This is a genomic window from Rhodococcus wratislaviensis, assembly GCF_041228765.1.
Classification (GTDB): domain Bacteria; phylum Actinomycetota; class Actinomycetes; order Mycobacteriales; family Mycobacteriaceae; genus Rhodococcus_F; species Rhodococcus_F wratislaviensis.
In genome coordinates this window covers 3,547,266-3,562,820 of record NZ_CP150488.1, presented here as the reverse complement: position 1 = coordinate 3,562,820, position 15,555 = coordinate 3,547,266, and the positions used below count along the sequence as shown (strand labels likewise).

Below are 15,555 nucleotides of genomic sequence, written 5' to 3'. Positions count from 1 at the left end.
ATCTTCATGAAAGGTCTTTCCATGCGTGACGTCGTCATCTGCGAGCCCCTGCGAACGCCGGTCGGGCGCTTCGGCGGAGTGTTCAAAGACATCACCCCGCAGAGCCTCGCGGCCACCGTCATCACGGCTCTCGTCGAACGCACCGGCATCGAGGGCAGCCAGATCGACGACGTCATCCTGGGCCAGGCGTCCCCGGGCGGGGAAGCCCCGGCCATCGGCCGGATCGCGGCCCTCGATGCCGGACTCGGCATCGACGTCCCCGGCATGCAGGTGGATCGCCGCTGCGGATCCGGTCTGCAAGCGGTCATCACCGCCGTGCTGCAGGTGGCGTCCGGCGGCAACGACCTCGTCCTCGCCGGTGGCGCCGAATCCATGAGCCAGGCCGAGTTCTACACCAACCCGAACATCCGCTGGGGCGTCAAGGGCGAAGGCGTGCAACTCGCCGACCGGCTCGCCCGCGCCCGCGTCACCGCCGGCGGGGCGAACTTCCCCGTGCCCGGCGGCATGATCGAGACCGCCGAGAACCTCCGCGCCGAATTCGACATCAGCCGTGAAGACCAGGACGCGCTCGCCGTGCAGTCGCACCAGCGTGCCGTCGCCGCGCAGGAATCGGGACGCTTCGCCGAGGAGATCGTCGGAGTGACGGTGCCGCAACGCAAGTCGGACCCGCTCGTCGTCGACAGGGACGAGCACCCGCGCGCCGACACCACGGTGGAGTCGCTGTCGAAGCTCCGCGCCATCCGCTCCAAGATCGACTCCGCCTCCACCGTCACCGCCGGCAACGCGAGCGGGCAGAACGACGGCGCCGCCGTGTGCATCGTGACGACCGCCGAGAAGGCGAAGGAACTGGGGCTGAAGCCCCTCGCCCGCATGGCGTCCTGGGCCGTGGCCGGCGTCCCGCCGCGCACCATGGGCATCGGCCCGGTGCCCGCCACGGAGAAGGCCCTCGGTCAGGTCGGACTGTCGCTGTCCGACATGGGTGTCATCGAACTGAACGAGGCCTTCGCCGCGCAGACCCTCGCCGTCCTCCGCAGCTGGGACCTCGACCCCACCGACGAACGCCTCAACCCCAACGGATCCGGCATCTCCCTCGGACACCCCGTCGGCGCCACCGGTGGCCGCATTCTCGCCACCCTCCTGCGGGAGATGGACCGTCGCGAATCCCGCTACGGGCTCGAGACCATGTGCATCGGCGGCGGCCAGGGACTGGCTGCGGTGTTCGAGCGGGTCTGACGCAGCGCCCTCGGCGCACGCATCGGCGGGCGGGCTTCGTGCCTGCTCGCCGATGTTCGTTCCGGGCCGAGGATGGACGTCCCCGGCTGCGTCACGAAAGCAGCCGGGCTCGTCACAACCGGTGCAATTCGACGTCGCCGAGTTCTCCGTCGTTGGCGGTGGCGGTCATGTACGTGCAGTGCGGCTGGCGTCGTCGATCCGTCGGCGATCCCGGGTTCAGCAGTCGCAGACCGGTTTCCGTGGTGGTGTCCCAGGGAATGTGGCTGTGCCCGAAGATCAGGACGTCGGTGTCCGGGTAGGCCGCCGACATCCGCGTCTCCCTGCCTGCGGAGGCCCCGGTCTCGTGAACGACGGTGATGCGCACACTGGCCAGCGTGACGTCCGCCCGCTCGGGCATCAGGGCGCGCAGTTCATCGCCGTCGTTGTTGCCCCAGCACGCCACGAGTCGCGACGATCGCGCCTTCAGCGCCTCGAATGTGGGGAGATCGACCCAGTCGCCGGCGTGGATCACGACGTCGGCGCGGTCGACCTCGTCCCACACCCGCGCGGGCAGGTCTCTCGCCCGTTTCGGGACATGGGTGTCGGCCAGCAGCAATAACCTCACCGTGACAGTCTGCGCCAAATCCGCACCCTTTCTCTGCATCCGCACCCGTTTTCATGCGAAAAGTGGTGCAGGGGCAGAAAAGGGGTGCGGGTGCAGAAATGGGTGGGAGTAAGTGCTTACGCGCCCGCGAGCGCGGCGGCGTCCTCCGCCTGCAACAGCAGACCCATGTGCTCACGCATCCGCTGCGCGTCCGGCTCGAGGCCGGTGAAGATCCGGAACGAGTCGACGGCCTGACCGATGGTCATGCCGATTCCGCTGAGGGTCCGGGCACCGATCTCGCGGGCGCGGCGGAGGAGTTCGGTTTCGGCGGGACGGTAGACGACGTCCGCGACCCACAGGTCGGGGCGCAGCAGTGCGGCGTCGAGTGCCATGCCGGGGTGAGCCGCCATGCCGATCGGCGTCGCGTGGATCAGGCCCTGGGCCGCTCCGACCGCTGCGGGAACGGCGGAGAGGTCGCCGGCAGCGATTTCCCGGTCCGGGAACAGTGCGGCGAGCGAGTCGCGCAGATCCTTCGAGCGCGCGGCATCGGCGTCGATGATCGTGAAGTGTCCGACACCCCGGGTGAGCGCGGCGTAGGCGACGGCCGCGCCGGCGCCGCCGGCACCGAGCTGCACGACGCGGTTCATCGGCGCACCTTCGAGTCCCTCGTCCATGTTGCGCGCGAATCCGGACCAGTCGGTGTTGTGGCCGATCAGACGACCGCCGTCGATGTGGACCGTGTTGACCGCGCCGAGCTTGCGGGCGTCGTCGGACAGGTCGTCCAGCAGCGGAATGACGGCCTGCTTGCAGGGGTGCGTGATGTTGAGCCCGTTGAACCCGAGGAGCTTGGCGGCCGAAAGGAGCTGCGGCAGTCCCTCGACGCCCATGCCCAGCGTGTCGAGGTCGAGGATCCGGTACACGTACCCGACGCCCTGCGCGCGACCCTCGGCCTCGTGGAGCGGCGGGGTCAGCGATTTCGAGATCCCGGTGCCGATCAGACCGCACAGGTATGACGGGCCGGCGGTGGGGGAATCGAGGTCACGAGAGGTCATGGCGATCACTTCCGGGAGAGGGCGAGAACTAATTAACTATCTAGTGAGTTATGTCACGGTAGCATACCTCCATACCGCACGGAAGACAGCACAGGCAGGAGTTTCAGGGATGACACGAAGCGAGACGACGGGCGCGACCTCCGAGAAGGAGACGGTCAAACGGACCCGCAATCCCGAGAAGACCCGGGAGAACATCCTGCGGGTGGCGATGACGGAATTCGCCGACAAGGGATTGACCGGGGCCCGCATCGACGAAATCGCGGCGAAGACCGCTACCACGAAGCGGATGCTCTACTACTACTTCGGCGACAAGGAGGGGTTGTACCGGGCAGTCCTGCAGCGGGCCTACGAGGAGATCCGCTACGAGGAGTCCCAGCTCGACGTCGACCACCTCGAGCCGACCGAGGCGATCCGGGCGCTCGCCGAGCTGACGTTCGACCATCACGAGGCTCACCCCGACTTCATCCGTCTCGTCGCGATCGAGAACACGAATCGTGGCGCCAACCTCGTCCGGGCCGAGGGGCTCCCCGAGACGCAGGCCCCGGCGATTCGCACGCTCGAGCGGATCCTCCAGCGAGGACAGGAGGCGGGCCTCTTCCGCACCGACACGACGGCGCTCGACATCCACATGCTCATCAGCTCGTACTGCGTCTTCCGGGTGGCGAATCGGTACACGTTCAAGGCGCTGTTCGACTGGGATCTCACCGGCGCGGAGAACCGCCCTCACCTGCGCGCGATGATCGGCGACGTCGTCCTGGCCTACCTGCAGCAGCCCGGGAAAGTATGAACTAACCATTTCGACCATTATTGACTCGAGGCTGTGACCTGGGTTACCTTGCTTCTACGACCCACGAACACCTGCTCGTCCGAGCCGCCAGTGTTCACATTCCTCGCTCCCCAGGAGTATCGATGACCATCGACTACGGCACCGGCGCCTCCGGTCGAAACGGTGACGGCAAAGGCCGCTCCTCCGTCGACCCCAACGCTGATCCCACCAACGCGAAGAAGGCCGCGAAGGCCGCCTTCTTCGGCAGCCTGCTCGAGTACTACGACTTCTACATCTTCGCCTCGGCTGCTGCGCTGGTGTTCCCGCACGTGTTCTTCGAGGGATCGAAGAACCCGCTGCTGCTGTCGCTGGCGACGTTCGGCATCTCCTACATCGCGCGTCCGATCGGCGCCGTCTTCGTCGGACACTTCGGCGACCGGGCCGGACGCAAGAAGGTGATGATGTTCTGCCTGGTGCTCATGGGCGTCGTCACGTTCCTGATCGGCTGTCTGCCGTCGTCCGAGCAGGCCGGGATGGTCGGACCGGTGCTACTGGTGCTGCTGCGCATCTGCCAGGGCGTCTCCGCGGCCGGCGAGCAGTCGGGTGCGGGCTCACTCACCCTCGAGCACTCCCCCGCCCACCGTCGCGGCTTCTTCTGCAGTTGGACGCTCACCGGCACCCAGGCCGGCTTCATCGTCGCGAGCCTCGCGTTCATCCCCGTCGCGGCGCTGCCCGACGAGACCCTCTACAGCTGGGGCTGGCGCGTCCCGTTCTGGTGCAGCCTCCTCGTCCTCGTCGTCGCCTACATCGTGCGTCGCAAGCTCGAAGAGCCCGAGATCTTCATCGCCAACAAGGAAGCGCTGGACGAGGCGCCCGCACCGCTCCCCGTCGTCGACCTCTTCCGCACGCACTGGCGTGACGTTCTCCGCGTGGTCTTCTGCGCCTTCATCGCCGTCGTCAGCACCGTGTTCTCCGTGTTCGGCCTCGCCTACGCCACCACCCCCGAGATCGGGATGAGCCGCACCACCATGCTGTGGGTCGCGATCGCCGCCAACACGGTGGCCCTGGTCTCGCAGCCGCTGCTCGGCATGCTGTCCGACCGGATCGGCCGCAAGCCGGTGTTCATCGGTGGCGCGATCGGTTCGGCCGCCGGAATCTTCCTGTACTTCGCCGCGATCGGCACCGGCAACGTGGCGATGATCTTCCTCGCAGGCATCCTGCTGATGGGTGGCGTCTACGCCGGGACCAACGCCATCTGGCCGGCGTTCTACGCCGAGATGTTCTCGTCGCGGGTTCGCTACTCCGGCATGGCGATCGGCACGCAGCTCGGTTTCGCTCTCGCCGGATTCGCACCGACCATCGCCCAGGCACTGCGCGGCGCCGACCCCAAGAACTGGGTGCCGGTGGCGATCTTCACCGCCGTCTGCGCGCTCATCGCCGCGGCGTCTGCCTCCACGGCCAAGGAGAACTCCCGCACTCCGCTGCTCGACCTCGACAAGGAGGACGTCGCGCTCACGAAGGCGAAGGCGAACGCGAAGGTCTGATCCGCTCGGAAACGAACGATGCGCCCGGCACGTGTGCCGGGCGCATCGTCGTGTCGGTGCCTAACGCCGCAGTTCGTGGGTGAGTGCTTCGAGTTCGTCGCCGCCGGCCATTTGCTGGGTGAGTTCTTCGAGGCTGATCTCGTCGAAGGTGCAGTCCAGTTTCTGGCGTCCGCGGTTGAGGAGGACGAAGTGGTCGCCGACCATGTAGGCGTGGTGCGGGTTGTGGGTGATGAACACGACCCCGAAGCCCTGTTCCTTGGCGGCGGAGATGTAGCGCAGCACCATCCCGGACTGCTTGACACCCAGGGCGGCGGTGGGCTCGTCGAGGATCAGGACGCGGGCGCCGAAGAAGATCGCCCGGGCGATCGCCACACACTGGCGTTGCCCACCGGACAGCGAGCCGATGGGGGCGTCGACGTCGGGCAGTTCGATGCCCATCTTCGACAACTCCGACATCGTGGTGGCGCGCATCCCGTTCGCGTCGAGGGACTTCAGCGGTCCCTTCCGCAGTTCCTGACCGAGGAAGAAGTTGCGCCACACCGGCATCAGCGACACCACCGCCAGGTCCTGGTAGACGGTGGCGATGCCCTTGGACAGGGCTTCCTTCGGGGAGCCGAAGGTGAGGGCCTCGCCGTCGACGAGCAACTCGCCCTCACTCTGCTGGTGCAGCCCGGCGATGATCTTGATCAGGGTGGACTTGCCGGCCCCGTTGTCGCCGAGGACACCGGTGACCTCCCCGGCCCGCACCCGCAGGTTGATGTCCTGCAGGGCGATGATGTTGCCGTACTGCTTGCCGACGTGTTTGAGCTCGATCAGCGGGATCTTGCCGCCGTCCCCGGGTTCGGTATCGACGGGCATCTGTTCGATGGTACTCATGCGGTCACCTCTTGGCGGCGTAGTTGCGGAAGGCATTGTTGGCGATGACCGCGAACAGCAGCATCGCGCCGAGGAAGAACTTGAACCAGTCCGGGTTCCAGCCGGCGTAGACGATGCCCTGGTTCGTCATGCCGAAGATGAACGCGCCGATCGCGGCGCCGATCGCGGTGCCGTAACCGCCGGTGAGCAGGCAGCCGCCGATGACCGCGGCGATGATGTAGAGGAACTCGTTGCCGATGCCCTGCCCGGACTGGACGGTGTTGAACGAGAACAGCAGGTGCATGCCGACGAACCAGGCGGCGAACCCGACGGTCATGAACAACCCGATCTTGACCTTGGTGACCGGCACACCGATGGCGCGGGCGGAGTCCTGGTTGCCGCCGACGGCGAAGATCCAGTTCCCGATCCGGGTCTTGAACAGCACCCAGGTGGCGATCGCGGTGAACAGCAGCCACCACACCACGGTGATCCGCACCGACACCCCGCCGACCTCGAAGGAGGACGCGAACACCTTCTTCGCCGAGTCGAACCCGGCCATGTCGGACACGCTGGGGGTGGCGACCTGCCCGGTGATCAGTTTGGTGACCGCCAGGTTGATGCCGGTGAGCATCAGGAACGAGCTCAGCGTGATCAGGAAGCTGGGGATCTTCGTCTTCATCACCAGGTACCCGTTGAAGAACCCGACCGCCAGCGACACCACCAGGGCGAGGGCGGCGCCGGCCCACAGGTTCAGGTGCAGGTTGTAGGCGATCATCGACGCCGCCAGGGAACTGGTGGTGACCGCGACGCCGGCGGAGAGGTCGAATTCGCCGCCGATCATCAACAGCGCCACCGCGCACGCCATGATCCCGATCGTGGAGGAGGCGTAGAGCACCGTGGCCAACGCTTCGGGGCTGCGGAACGGGGGTGCGACGACCATGAAGAAGACGAAGATGGCGATCGCCCCGAACAGGGACCCGATCTCCGGGCGGACCAGCAGACGCTGCAGGCGTTTCTGCTCCTTCACCCTCTCGTCGTGGACGACCTTGTGACTGGCAAGGTCCAGATCTTGCTGTGTGGACATGATTTCCTCTCCGCGCCGGTGGATCTCAGCGTTGTGCGGTGCCGGCCGGTCCTGCGACCGGGTCGATGGTGACGGTGATGGTGTGTGCGTGAGATGGACCCACCGGGGTCCGGATCGTGTGCCCTGCCATGTGATCGACCGCCGATCAGCGGGTGCCGGCCTTGGCGTACTCGGCGACCTTGTCGATGTTGGTCTTGTCGATGAACGACGGCCCGGTCAGCGTCGGCCCGCCGCCGCCGATGACGTTGCCGTTGTTCAGGTACAGCCACAGCGAATCGATGGCGAGGTAGCCCTGCAGGTACGGCTGCTGGTCGATGGCCCACTGCACGCTGCCGTCGGAGATGGCGTCGACGAGTGCCGCGTTGGTGTCGAACGTGTAGACCTTGGCCGGGCTGCCCGCGTTACCGACCGATTGCACGGCGGTGAGGGCGATCGGGGCGCCGAGCGTGAGCACACCGTCGATGGACGGGTCCTGCTGGAGCTTGGCGGCGATCGTCGAGTTTACCGACGGCATGTCCTCACCGTTCACGTTGAGTGTCTCGAACGTGCCGCGGAAGGTCTGCTTGGCGCCGGCGCAACGGGATTCGAGCTGGATCTGGCCCTGTTGCTGGATGACGCAGATGACGTGCTTGGCGCCGTCGTCGTTGAGCCGGTTCCCCGCGGCCTGCCCGGCGATGGTCTCGTCCTGCCCGAAGTACTGGTTGACCCCCATGTCCTTCCAGGCGCCGTATCCGGCGTTGAACGCGGAGATCGGGATGCCCGCGTCCTGTGCGCTCTTGACGGCGGGGGCCATCGCCTCGGGGGTGGCGAGGGTGAGCGCGAGGCCGTCGACCTTGGAGTCGATTGCCGTCTGCACGAGGTTGGCCTGGTTGGGGGCCTGCGGATCGGAGGAGTACTTCAGTTCGACGTTGTCCTTGTCGGCGGCATCTTGCGCGCCCGTGCGGATCAGGTCCCAGAAGGTGTCGCCCGGTGCCGCGTGCGTGACCATCGCGATCGTGATGCGCGGGGTGTCGGCGGTGCCCGCGCCGATCCCGGACCCGCTGCTGTCCGGCTTGCCTCCGGTGCTCGAGCACGCCGCGAGGCTCATCACCAGGGCACTCGCGCAGGCCAGTACCGCCACACGACGCCGGTTGGGGAAGTTCATCTGCTTTTCCTCTCGGGGGGACGAACGGCCCGGTGACGTCTTGGCCGTGTGCCTTAGATGTAATACGCGTCACACCCGAAAGTCAATAGTTTGTCTGGACATTAGGACCACATATCAAATGCGCTGACAGAGGTGTCCCCGGGGTCGCCCCGTACGTCGATCGGATTCGTGGACGGATGAAGGCGCGCTCAGCGCGTGACCGCTGCCCCGGCGTCGCGCGGCAGACGCAGCGTGTCAATCACCGTGCACAGCATCAGCAGGCCCAAAAGGACGAAGGTCCAGGAATATTCGGACCCGAACCCGTGCTCGGACGACGTCGCCAACGGCGTGAACGCGGTGAGAGCGAGCGCTGCGACCGCGATCCCGAGACCGGCCGCCAGTTCCTGCACGGCGGCGTTGAGAGTGTTCGCGTGCGTGAGGTCGGCACGGTCGACGTCGGAGAACGCGAGACTGTTGTACGCGGTGAATCCGACCGAGCGCAGGGCTCCGCTCACGAACAGGACCCCGGCGATGACCGGCATCGGGGTCGACGAACTCAGGGCGGCGAGCAGCCCGAAGCAGCCGACGGACAGCAGGGCGTTGACCAGCAGGATCGGCCTGATCCCGAAGCGTCGCATCAGCGGCGTCGTACAGGGTTTGACGGCGATGTTCCCGGCGAACAGCGCCGCGACGAGCAGACCCGCGAGGAACGGCGTCCAGCCGAAACCGAGTTGGAACTGCAGCGGCAGCAGGAACGGCACTGCCGTGACGATCAGGCGGTAGAGCGAACCGCCGGTGACGGTGGTTCGTAGTGTCCGGACGCGCAGCACGCGGAAGTCGACGAGCGGATGCGGAGTGCGGGCGAGATGGAGCACCGAGGCCGCCAGCAGGACGACCGCGACCGCTCCCCCGATCGCGACCCGGCGCCAGTCGGTGCCCGTCACGCGGATGCTCTCCAGCGCGATCAGGGCTGCCGCGATTCCCGTTCCGACCCCGAGGAGGCCACGCCAGTCCAGCCTGCTCGTCGACCGCGAACCTGCCCCGTGAACCAGCTTCAGGGACAGCAGGATTCCGACGACGCCGATGGGAATGTTGATGACGAAGATCCATCGCCACGAGCCGACGGTGGCGATCGCACCGCCGAGCAGGGGCGCGATCACGGGCGCCGCGAGCGCGGGCCAGGTGAGCAGAGCTATCGCGCGGACGAGGTCGCTCTTCGTGCTCGACCGCAGCACCGCGAGCCGCCCGACCGGAACCATCATGGCGCCGCCGACTCCCTGCAGCACCCGCATCGCGACGAGCATCGGCAACGACACGCTCACCGCGCACCCGATGGACGCCAGCGTGAACACGGCGATGGCGGCCACGAACACGCGGCGGGTCCCGAACCGGTCGGCCACCCACCCGCTCGCGGGGATGAGGACGGCGACCGTCACCAGGTAGGCGGAGATCGCGATGTTGACGTCGACCGCGTCGACACCGAAGGACTCGGCGATCAGCGGGACGGCCGGCGCGATGATGGTGGCGTCGAGAATCTCCATGAAGAGGGCACCTGCCACCAGCAGGGCCATTCCACGGGGGAACGACGTCGCGCGCGCGGTTCTAGCGATCGACAACGGTCGTGTCGAAGTAGTACCGCGACGCGCGGTAGCAGTGGCTGCCGAACTCGACGGCGCTTCCCGAATCGTCGAACGCGGTCCGGTTCATCGTCAGCAGCGGCGCCCCGGTCTTCTCGTCGAGCAGCGACGCCTCCGCCTTGCTCGCCGCTTTCGCGCCGATGCGTTGCCGCGCGAGACGGATGTGCACGCCGCGGGCCCGGAGTGCGTGGTAGAGGCCGTGCGCCTCCAGTTCCTCGGGGTCCGGCGCGAGGTCCACCGGAATGTGGTTGGTCATCAGCGCCAGCGGTTCGCCGTTGGTGCTGCGGAGGCGCCGGATGGACGCGACCTCGGCGCCGGGCTGCAGATTGAGTTCGGCGGCGACGTCTTCGGCCGGCACGGATACCTGGTAGTCGAGGAGCTTGGTGGTCGGGCTCTGTCCCGCCCGCGCGAGGTCGTCGAAGAGGCTCGTGAGTTCGACCGGCCGGTGCACGGCACTCTGCACCACCTGCGTTCCGACCCCGCGTTTGCGGACGAGCAGTCCCTTGTCGACGAGTTCCTGGATGGCACGGCGCGTGGTGGGACGGGACAGGTTCAGCCGCTTGGCGAGCGCCAGTTCGTTCTCGAAACGGTCACCGGGGGCGAGTTCCCCGCCGATGATCGCGTTCTCGATCGTCTGCGCGAGCTGGAAATACAGCGGAACCGGGCTCGATCTGTCGAGCTCGACTGCGAGTGGTGCACCCACGGACAACTCCGATCCTCGTACGCGGGGCGACGTCCGCCGTCGCCGGCCTTTCCGGCAGTGTATGCGAACACTAACACCAGATTGACTTCAAGTAATAATGTCAGGACAAAGTCTTGACAGGAGCCGGTGATGTGGAGCACAGTTTCAACCAGACCTCGGCGCCCTGCGCAGACCACCCACAACGACCTATTCGGGAGTCAGCCTTGACCACCATCCAGACGCACACCACCGGGAACGGATTGGACGTCCTCGCCATCGGGCGCTGCGGTGTGGACATCTACCCATTGCAGACCGGAGTCGGCCTCGAGCACGTCGAGACGTTCGGCAAGTTCCTCGGCGGAAGCGCGGCCAACGTCACCGTCGCCGCCGCCCGCCTCGGCTGCCGCAGCGCCCTCATCTCGGGTGTCGGCAACGATCCGTTCGGGCGCTTCGTCCGCACCGCACTCACCGATCTCGGCGTCGACAACCGCTACGTCGGCATCGACACCGAGCACCCGACTCCCGTCACATTCTGTGAGATCTTCCCGCCGGACGACTTTCCGCTGTACTTCTACCGCAAGCCCGTCGCCCCGGATCTGCAGGTGAAGCCCGCGGACCTCGATCTCGACGCCGTCCGCGACGCGAAGCTCTACTGGTCGACGGTCACCGGGCTGTCCGAAGAGCCGAGCCGCAGCGCGCATTTCGCGGCCTGGGAGGCCCGCGGACGCCGCACCCACACCGTCCTCGACCTCGACTACCGCCCGATGTTCTGGTCCTCTCCTGCCGAGGCCACCGCTCAGGTGCAGCGGGCCCTGCAGCACGTCACCGTCGCGGTCGGCAACCGGGAGGAGTGCGAGATCGCGGTCGGCGAGACCAACGCGCACAAGGCCGCGGACGCCCTGCTCGACCTCGGCGTCGAACTCGCGATCGTCAAGCAGGGTCCCAAGGGCGTGCTCGGCAAGACCCGCACCCAGTCCATCACGGTGCCGCCCAACGAGGTCGACGTCGTCAACGGGCTCGGTGCCGGCGACAGCTTCGGCGGGACGCTGTGCCACGGCCTGCTCGCCGGGTGGCCTCTCGAGAAGATCCTGCGCTACGCCAACGCCGCGGGGGCGATCGTCGCCTCCCGGCTCGAATGCTCCACCGCGATGCCGACGGCCGACGAGGTCCGTGAGCTCGCCGATTCCACCGCTTCGGAGGCTGTCAATGTCTGAAACTCTCGCTCACCGCGCAGTCTGCTCGTCCTACGCCGACGTCACCGAGGTCCGCGCGAGCGACCCGGCCGCCATCGACCGCGCCTGGGCGACCCGGATCGCCCGGCCCACCGTGCGTGGTAACGGCCGGCTCATGATCGTCGCCGCCGACCACCCCGCCCGCGGCGCACTCTCGGTCGGCGACCGACCGACCGCGATGAACAGTCGCACCGACCTCCTCGACCGCCTCCGCACCGCCCTGCGCAACCCGGGTGTGGACGGTGTGCTCGCCACCGCCGACATCCTCGACGATCTGGTGCTGCTCGGTGCGCTCGACGACAAGGTGGTCATCTCGTCGATGAACCGCGGCGGCCTGGCCGGCGCCAGTTTCGAACTCGACGACCGGATGACCGGCTACACCGCGGCCGGCACCGCGAAGGCCGGCATGAACGGCGGAAAGATGCTGTGCCGCATCGATCTCGACGATCCCGGCACGCTCTCCACCCTCACCGCGTGCGCCCAGGCGGTCGATGCGCTGGCCGAGGCCGGACTGATGGCCATGGTGGAACCGTTCCTGTCGCGGCGGGTCGACGGCAAGGTCAAGAACGATCTCAGCGCCGACGCCGTGATCAAGTCGATCCACATCAGCCAGGGCCTCGGTTCCACGTCCGCCTACACCTGGATGAAGCTTCCGGTGGTCGAGGAGATGGAACGCGTCATGGACGCGACGACGCTTCCGACGCTGCTGCTCGGCGGAGACCCGCAGACGGCCCCCGAGGAGACGTTCGCGAGCTGGGCCAAGGCCCTCGCGCTGCCGTCGGTCCGCGGCCTGATCGTCGGACGCACCCTGCTGTACCCGCGGGACGAGGACGTCGCCGCCGCGGTCGACACCGCCGTATCCCTCGTTCACTGACGCACGCCGGAGAGGCCCACGATGAACAGCAAGTACTACGTGCCGGTCGGTTCCGCGGCCACCGGACCGTTCGACCTCGAGGTCACCCCCGAATCGGCGGGCTGGACCGAATCGAGTCTTCGGGTGCTCACCCTGACCCCCGGCGGGTCGGCCGAACTCGCGTCCGGTGACGACGAGATCATCGTCGTGCCACTTGCCGGGTCCGCGGCGGTGTCGAGCGAGGGCACCGAGTTCGCGCTCACCGGACGGCGATCCGTATTCGACGGACCGAGCGACTTCGCCTACGTGGGCCGGGATTCGGCGTACACGGTGGCGAGCGCGACCGGTGGACGATTCGCCCTGTGCGGCGCCCGCGCCCGGCAGAAGTTCCCGTTCCGGTACGTCCCGGCTGCGGACATCTCCGTCGAACTGCGCGGCGCGGGCAACTGCAGCCGCCAGGTGCACAACTTCGGCACCGCCGACCGCTTCGAGGCCGATTCGATCATCGCGTGCGAGGTCGTCACTCCCGGCGGCAACTGGTCGTCGTACCCGAGCCACAAGCACGACGAGAACAGCGACGTCGAGTCGCAGCTCGAGGAGATCTACTACTTCGAGATCGCCGAAGCCAATGCCACCGCAGTGGATTTCGGCGGAACCGGATTCGGCTACCATCGCGTGTACGGCACTCCCGAGCGGCCCATCGAGGTGCTCGAGGAAGTGCGCTCCGGCGACGTGGTCCTCGTTCCGCACGGCTACCACGGACCGTCGATCGCGGCCCCCGGACATCACATGTACTACCTGAACGTCATGGCCGGGCCCGGCGACGACCGCGTCTGGAACATCTGCGACGACCCGGCCCACACCTGGCTGCGCGGCAGCTGGGACCACCAGACCGTCGATCCCCGCCTCCCCCTCCACGCACCGTCCGAAGGAGCATGACCGTGGTGTCCACCGCGCCGATGTCGGCGAGCAAGAACCCCGACGCCGAAGGCACCGTCCACCTCACGGTGGCTCAGGCAACCATCCGATTCCTCGCCAACCAGTACGTCGAGCGGGACGGCGAACGCACCAAGTTCTTCGCCGGCTGCTTCGGCATCTTCGGCCACGGCAACGTCGCCGGACTCGGTCAGGCACTCCTGCAGGCCGAGATCGACGCCGTCGACGCCGGCACCGAACCCGAACTGCCGTACGTCCTCGGCCGTAACGAGCAGGCGATGGTGCACAGTGCGGTCGCGTACGCCCGCCAGAAGGACCGCCTGCAGACGTGGGCGGTGTCGGCCAGCGTCGGCCCCGGCTCGACCAACATGCTGACCGGCGCGGCCCTCGCCACCATCAACCGGCTCCCCGTCCTGCTCCTGCCTGCCGACACGTTCGCCACCCGCGCGAGCGCACCGGTGCTGCAGGAACTCGAACTACCGTCCAGCGGTGACGTCACCGTCAACGACGCATTCAAACCGCTGTCGCGCTACTTCGACCGCGTGTGGCGGCCGGAGCAGTTGCCGTCGGCGCTGCTCGGCGCGATGCGCGTGCTGACCGACCCCGTCGAGACGGGTGCGGCCACCGTCGCCATCCCGCAGGACGTGCAGGCGGAGGCCTTCGACTGGCCGGAGTCGCTGTTCGCCGAGCGCACGTGGCACGTGGCCCGGCCGCTCCCCGAGAAGTCGGTGATCGCTCGGGCCGCGGACGTGATCCGGTCGGCGAAGAAACCGCTGATCGTCGCCGGTGGTGGCCTGATCTACTCGGGCGCCACCGACACACTGGCCTCCTTCGCCGAGGCGACCGGGATTCCGGTCGGCCAGAGTCAGGCCGGCAAGGGCGCACTGCCCTACGACCACCCGCAGTCGGTCGGCGCGATCGGCTCGACCGGGACCACCGCGGCCAACGCACTCGCCACCGAGGCCGACGTGATCATCGGCATCGGCACCCGCTACAGCGACTTCACCACCGCGTCGCGCACCGCGTTCAACAACCCCGACGTGCGGTTCGTCAACATCAACGTCGCGTCGATCGACTCGGTGAAGCAGGGCGGCGTCAGCGTCGTCGCGGACGCCCGCGAGGCGCTCGAGGCGCTCACCGCGGCACTGGGCGACTACCAGGTTTCCGGCGAGTACCGCTCGCGCACAGCCGAACTCGCAGCACACTGGGAGTCCACGGTCGACTCGGTCTACAGGATCGACGACGATTCGCTCGGCTTGAACCAGAACCAGGTCATCGGTCTCGCCAACACACTGTCGGATCCGCGCGACGTCGTCGTGTGCGCCGCCGGCTCCATGCCCGGTGATCTGCACAAGCTGTGGCGCACCCGCGACCCCAAGGGCTACCACGTCGAATACGGTTTCTCCTGCATGGGCTACGAGGTCGCCGGCGGCATCGGCGCCAAGATGGCCTGCCCCGACCGCGACGTGTTCATCATGGTCGGCGACGGCTCGTACCTGATGATGGCCACCGAACTCGTCACGGCCGTGCAGGAGAACGTCAAGGTCATCGTGGTCCTCGTGCAGAATCACGGCTTCGCGTCCATCGGGTCACTGTCGGAGTCGCTCGGCTCCCAGCGGTTCGGCACCGACTACCGCTACCGGGGCGACTCCGGCCGGCTCGACGGCGACATCCTGCCCGTCGACCTGGCGGCCAACGCCGCGAGCCTCGGCGCCGACGTGATCCGCGCGAACACGGCCGCCGAGTTCGCCGACGCCGTCAAGGTGGCGAAGGCCGGCGACAACACCACCGTCATCCACGTCGAAACGGACCCGCGGATCGCCGCCCCGGACAGCGAATCCTGGTGGGACGTCCCGGTCAGCGAGACCAGCACCCTCGACTCCACCCGGACCGCCTACGAGACGTACGCGCAGTGGAAGAAGATCCAGCGCCCGTTCCTGCGCCCGTCCGGCAACTAACTCTCCCCCGTACAACT

The 15,555-nt window shown here is 67.6% G+C and carries 14 protein-coding genes; 7 read left to right on the top strand and 7 right to left on the bottom strand.

The features are described from left to right. Nucleotides 1-21: 21 nt before the first annotated feature. Complete coding sequence (locus WKC72_RS16300; RefSeq protein ID WP_112300892.1) at nt 22-1,233, top strand: acetyl-CoA C-acetyltransferase; 1,212 nt, start codon at nt 22-24, stop codon at nt 1,231-1,233. A gap of 112 nt (nt 1,234-1,345) precedes the next feature. Here WKC72_RS16300 and WKC72_RS16295 read toward each other — a convergent pair whose 3' ends face one another. Then, nucleotides 1,346-1,837 carry a metallophosphoesterase gene (locus WKC72_RS16295; RefSeq protein ID WP_037241393.1) on the bottom strand — a complete coding sequence of 164 codons (492 nt, stop codon included), beginning with the start codon at nt 1,835-1,837 and terminating at the stop codon, nt 1,346-1,348. A 116-nt stretch (nt 1,838-1,953) separates the two neighbouring features. Continuing rightward, nucleotides 1,954-2,868 carry a shikimate dehydrogenase gene (locus tag WKC72_RS16290; RefSeq protein ID WP_037241378.1) on the bottom strand — a complete coding sequence of 305 codons (915 nt, stop codon included), beginning with the start codon at nt 2,866-2,868 and terminating at the stop codon, nt 1,954-1,956. A gap of 109 nt (nt 2,869-2,977) precedes the next feature. Here WKC72_RS16290 and WKC72_RS16285 point away from each other — a divergent pair, with 109 nt between their 5' ends. Beyond that, nucleotides 2,978-3,655 carry a TetR family transcriptional regulator gene (locus WKC72_RS16285; RefSeq protein WP_037241375.1) on the top strand — a complete coding sequence of 226 codons (678 nt, stop codon included), beginning with the start codon at nt 2,978-2,980 and terminating at the stop codon, nt 3,653-3,655. Nucleotides 3,656-3,777: 122 nt separating this feature from the next. Further along, the gene (locus WKC72_RS16280) at nt 3,778-5,178 is read left to right on the top strand and encodes an MFS transporter (RefSeq protein ID WP_037241372.1); all 1,401 of its coding nucleotides are present in this window, start codon (nt 3,778-3,780) and stop codon (nt 5,176-5,178) included. Nucleotides 5,179-5,238: 60 nt separating this feature from the next. On the opposite strand, the gene WKC72_RS16275 is transcribed toward WKC72_RS16280, so the two are convergent. The 5 genes from WKC72_RS16275 to WKC72_RS16255 form a co-directional block, all read right to left on the bottom strand. Further along, nucleotides 5,239-6,054 (bottom strand): ATP-binding cassette domain-containing protein, encoded by an 816-nt coding sequence (locus WKC72_RS16275; RefSeq protein WP_115948502.1) that lies wholly within the window; start codon nt 6,052-6,054, stop codon nt 5,239-5,241. Between the two features lie 4 nt (nt 6,055-6,058). Then, nucleotides 6,059-7,117, bottom strand: a complete 1,059-nt coding sequence (locus WKC72_RS16270) for an ABC transporter permease (protein WP_037245954.1) — start codon at nt 7,115-7,117, stop codon at nt 6,059-6,061. 145 nt (nt 7,118-7,262) lie between these two features. Then, nucleotides 7,263-8,261, bottom strand: a complete 999-nt coding sequence (locus WKC72_RS16265) for a substrate-binding domain-containing protein (RefSeq protein ID WP_037240788.1) — start codon at nt 8,259-8,261, stop codon at nt 7,263-7,265. A gap of 188 nt (nt 8,262-8,449) precedes the next feature. Beyond that, nucleotides 8,450-9,811 (bottom strand): MFS transporter, encoded by a 1,362-nt coding sequence (locus tag WKC72_RS16260; RefSeq protein WP_370184377.1) that lies wholly within the window; start codon nt 9,809-9,811, stop codon nt 8,450-8,452. Between the two features lie 31 nt (nt 9,812-9,842). Beyond that, nucleotides 9,843-10,580, bottom strand: a complete 738-nt coding sequence (locus WKC72_RS16255; protein WP_009474056.1) for a GntR family transcriptional regulator — start codon at nt 10,578-10,580, stop codon at nt 9,843-9,845. 203 nt (nt 10,581-10,783) lie between these two features. Here WKC72_RS16255 and iolC point away from each other — a divergent pair, with 203 nt between their 5' ends. The 4 genes from iolC to iolD are packed head-to-tail and all read left to right on the top strand — an operon-like array spanning nt 10,784 to nt 15,538. Next, nucleotides 10,784-11,773 carry a 5-dehydro-2-deoxygluconokinase gene (iolC, locus tag WKC72_RS16250; protein WP_115948500.1) on the top strand — a complete coding sequence of 330 codons (990 nt, stop codon included), beginning with the start codon at nt 10,784-10,786 and terminating at the stop codon, nt 11,771-11,773. After that, nucleotides 11,766-12,665, top strand: a complete 900-nt coding sequence (locus WKC72_RS16245; protein ID WP_370183382.1) for an aldolase — start codon at nt 11,766-11,768, stop codon at nt 12,663-12,665. Before iolC ends, WKC72_RS16245 begins: the two co-directional genes overlap by 8 nt. Nucleotides 12,666-12,686: 21 nt before the next feature. After that, the gene (gene iolB / locus WKC72_RS16240) at nt 12,687-13,583 is read left to right on the top strand and encodes a 5-deoxy-glucuronate isomerase (protein WP_268790061.1); all 897 of its coding nucleotides are present in this window, start codon (nt 12,687-12,689) and stop codon (nt 13,581-13,583) included. A gap of 2 nt (nt 13,584-13,585) precedes the next feature. Continuing rightward, on the top strand, nt 13,586-15,538 hold the full coding sequence (gene iolD, locus WKC72_RS16235; RefSeq protein WP_112300645.1) for a 3D-(3,5/4)-trihydroxycyclohexane-1,2-dione acylhydrolase (decyclizing): 1,953 nt from the start codon (nt 13,586-13,588) through the stop codon (nt 15,536-15,538). Nucleotides 15,539-15,555 lie beyond the last annotated feature (17 nt).

Coding starts and splice junctions, on each gene's coding strand:
- WKC72_RS16300 (WP_112300892.1), top strand. CDS start 22: ATGCGTGACGTCGTCATCTGCGAGCCCCTGCGAACGCCGGTCGGGCGC.
- WKC72_RS16265 (WP_037240788.1), bottom strand. CDS start 8,261: ATGAACTTCCCCAACCGGCGTCGTGTGGCGGTACTGGCCTGCGCGAGT.
- WKC72_RS16245 (WP_370183382.1), top strand. CDS start 11,766: ATGTCTGAAACTCTCGCTCACCGCGCAGTCTGCTCGTCCTACGCCGAC.
- WKC72_RS16275 (WP_115948502.1), bottom strand. CDS start 6,054: ATGAGTACCATCGAACAGATGCCCGTCGATACCGAACCCGGGGACGGC.
- WKC72_RS16290 (WP_037241378.1), bottom strand. CDS start 2,868: ATGACCTCTCGTGACCTCGATTCCCCCACCGCCGGCCCGTCATACCTG.
- WKC72_RS16285 (WP_037241375.1), top strand. CDS start 2,978: ATGACACGAAGCGAGACGACGGGCGCGACCTCCGAGAAGGAGACGGTC.
- WKC72_RS16270 (WP_037245954.1), bottom strand. CDS start 7,117: ATGTCCACACAGCAAGATCTGGACCTTGCCAGTCACAAGGTCGTCCAC.
- iolB (WP_268790061.1), top strand. CDS start 12,687: ATGAACAGCAAGTACTACGTGCCGGTCGGTTCCGCGGCCACCGGACCG.
- WKC72_RS16280 (WP_037241372.1), top strand. CDS start 3,778: ATGACCATCGACTACGGCACCGGCGCCTCCGGTCGAAACGGTGACGGC.
- WKC72_RS16260 (WP_370184377.1), bottom strand. CDS start 9,811: ATGGCCCTGCTGGTGGCAGGTGCCCTCTTCATGGAGATTCTCGACGCC.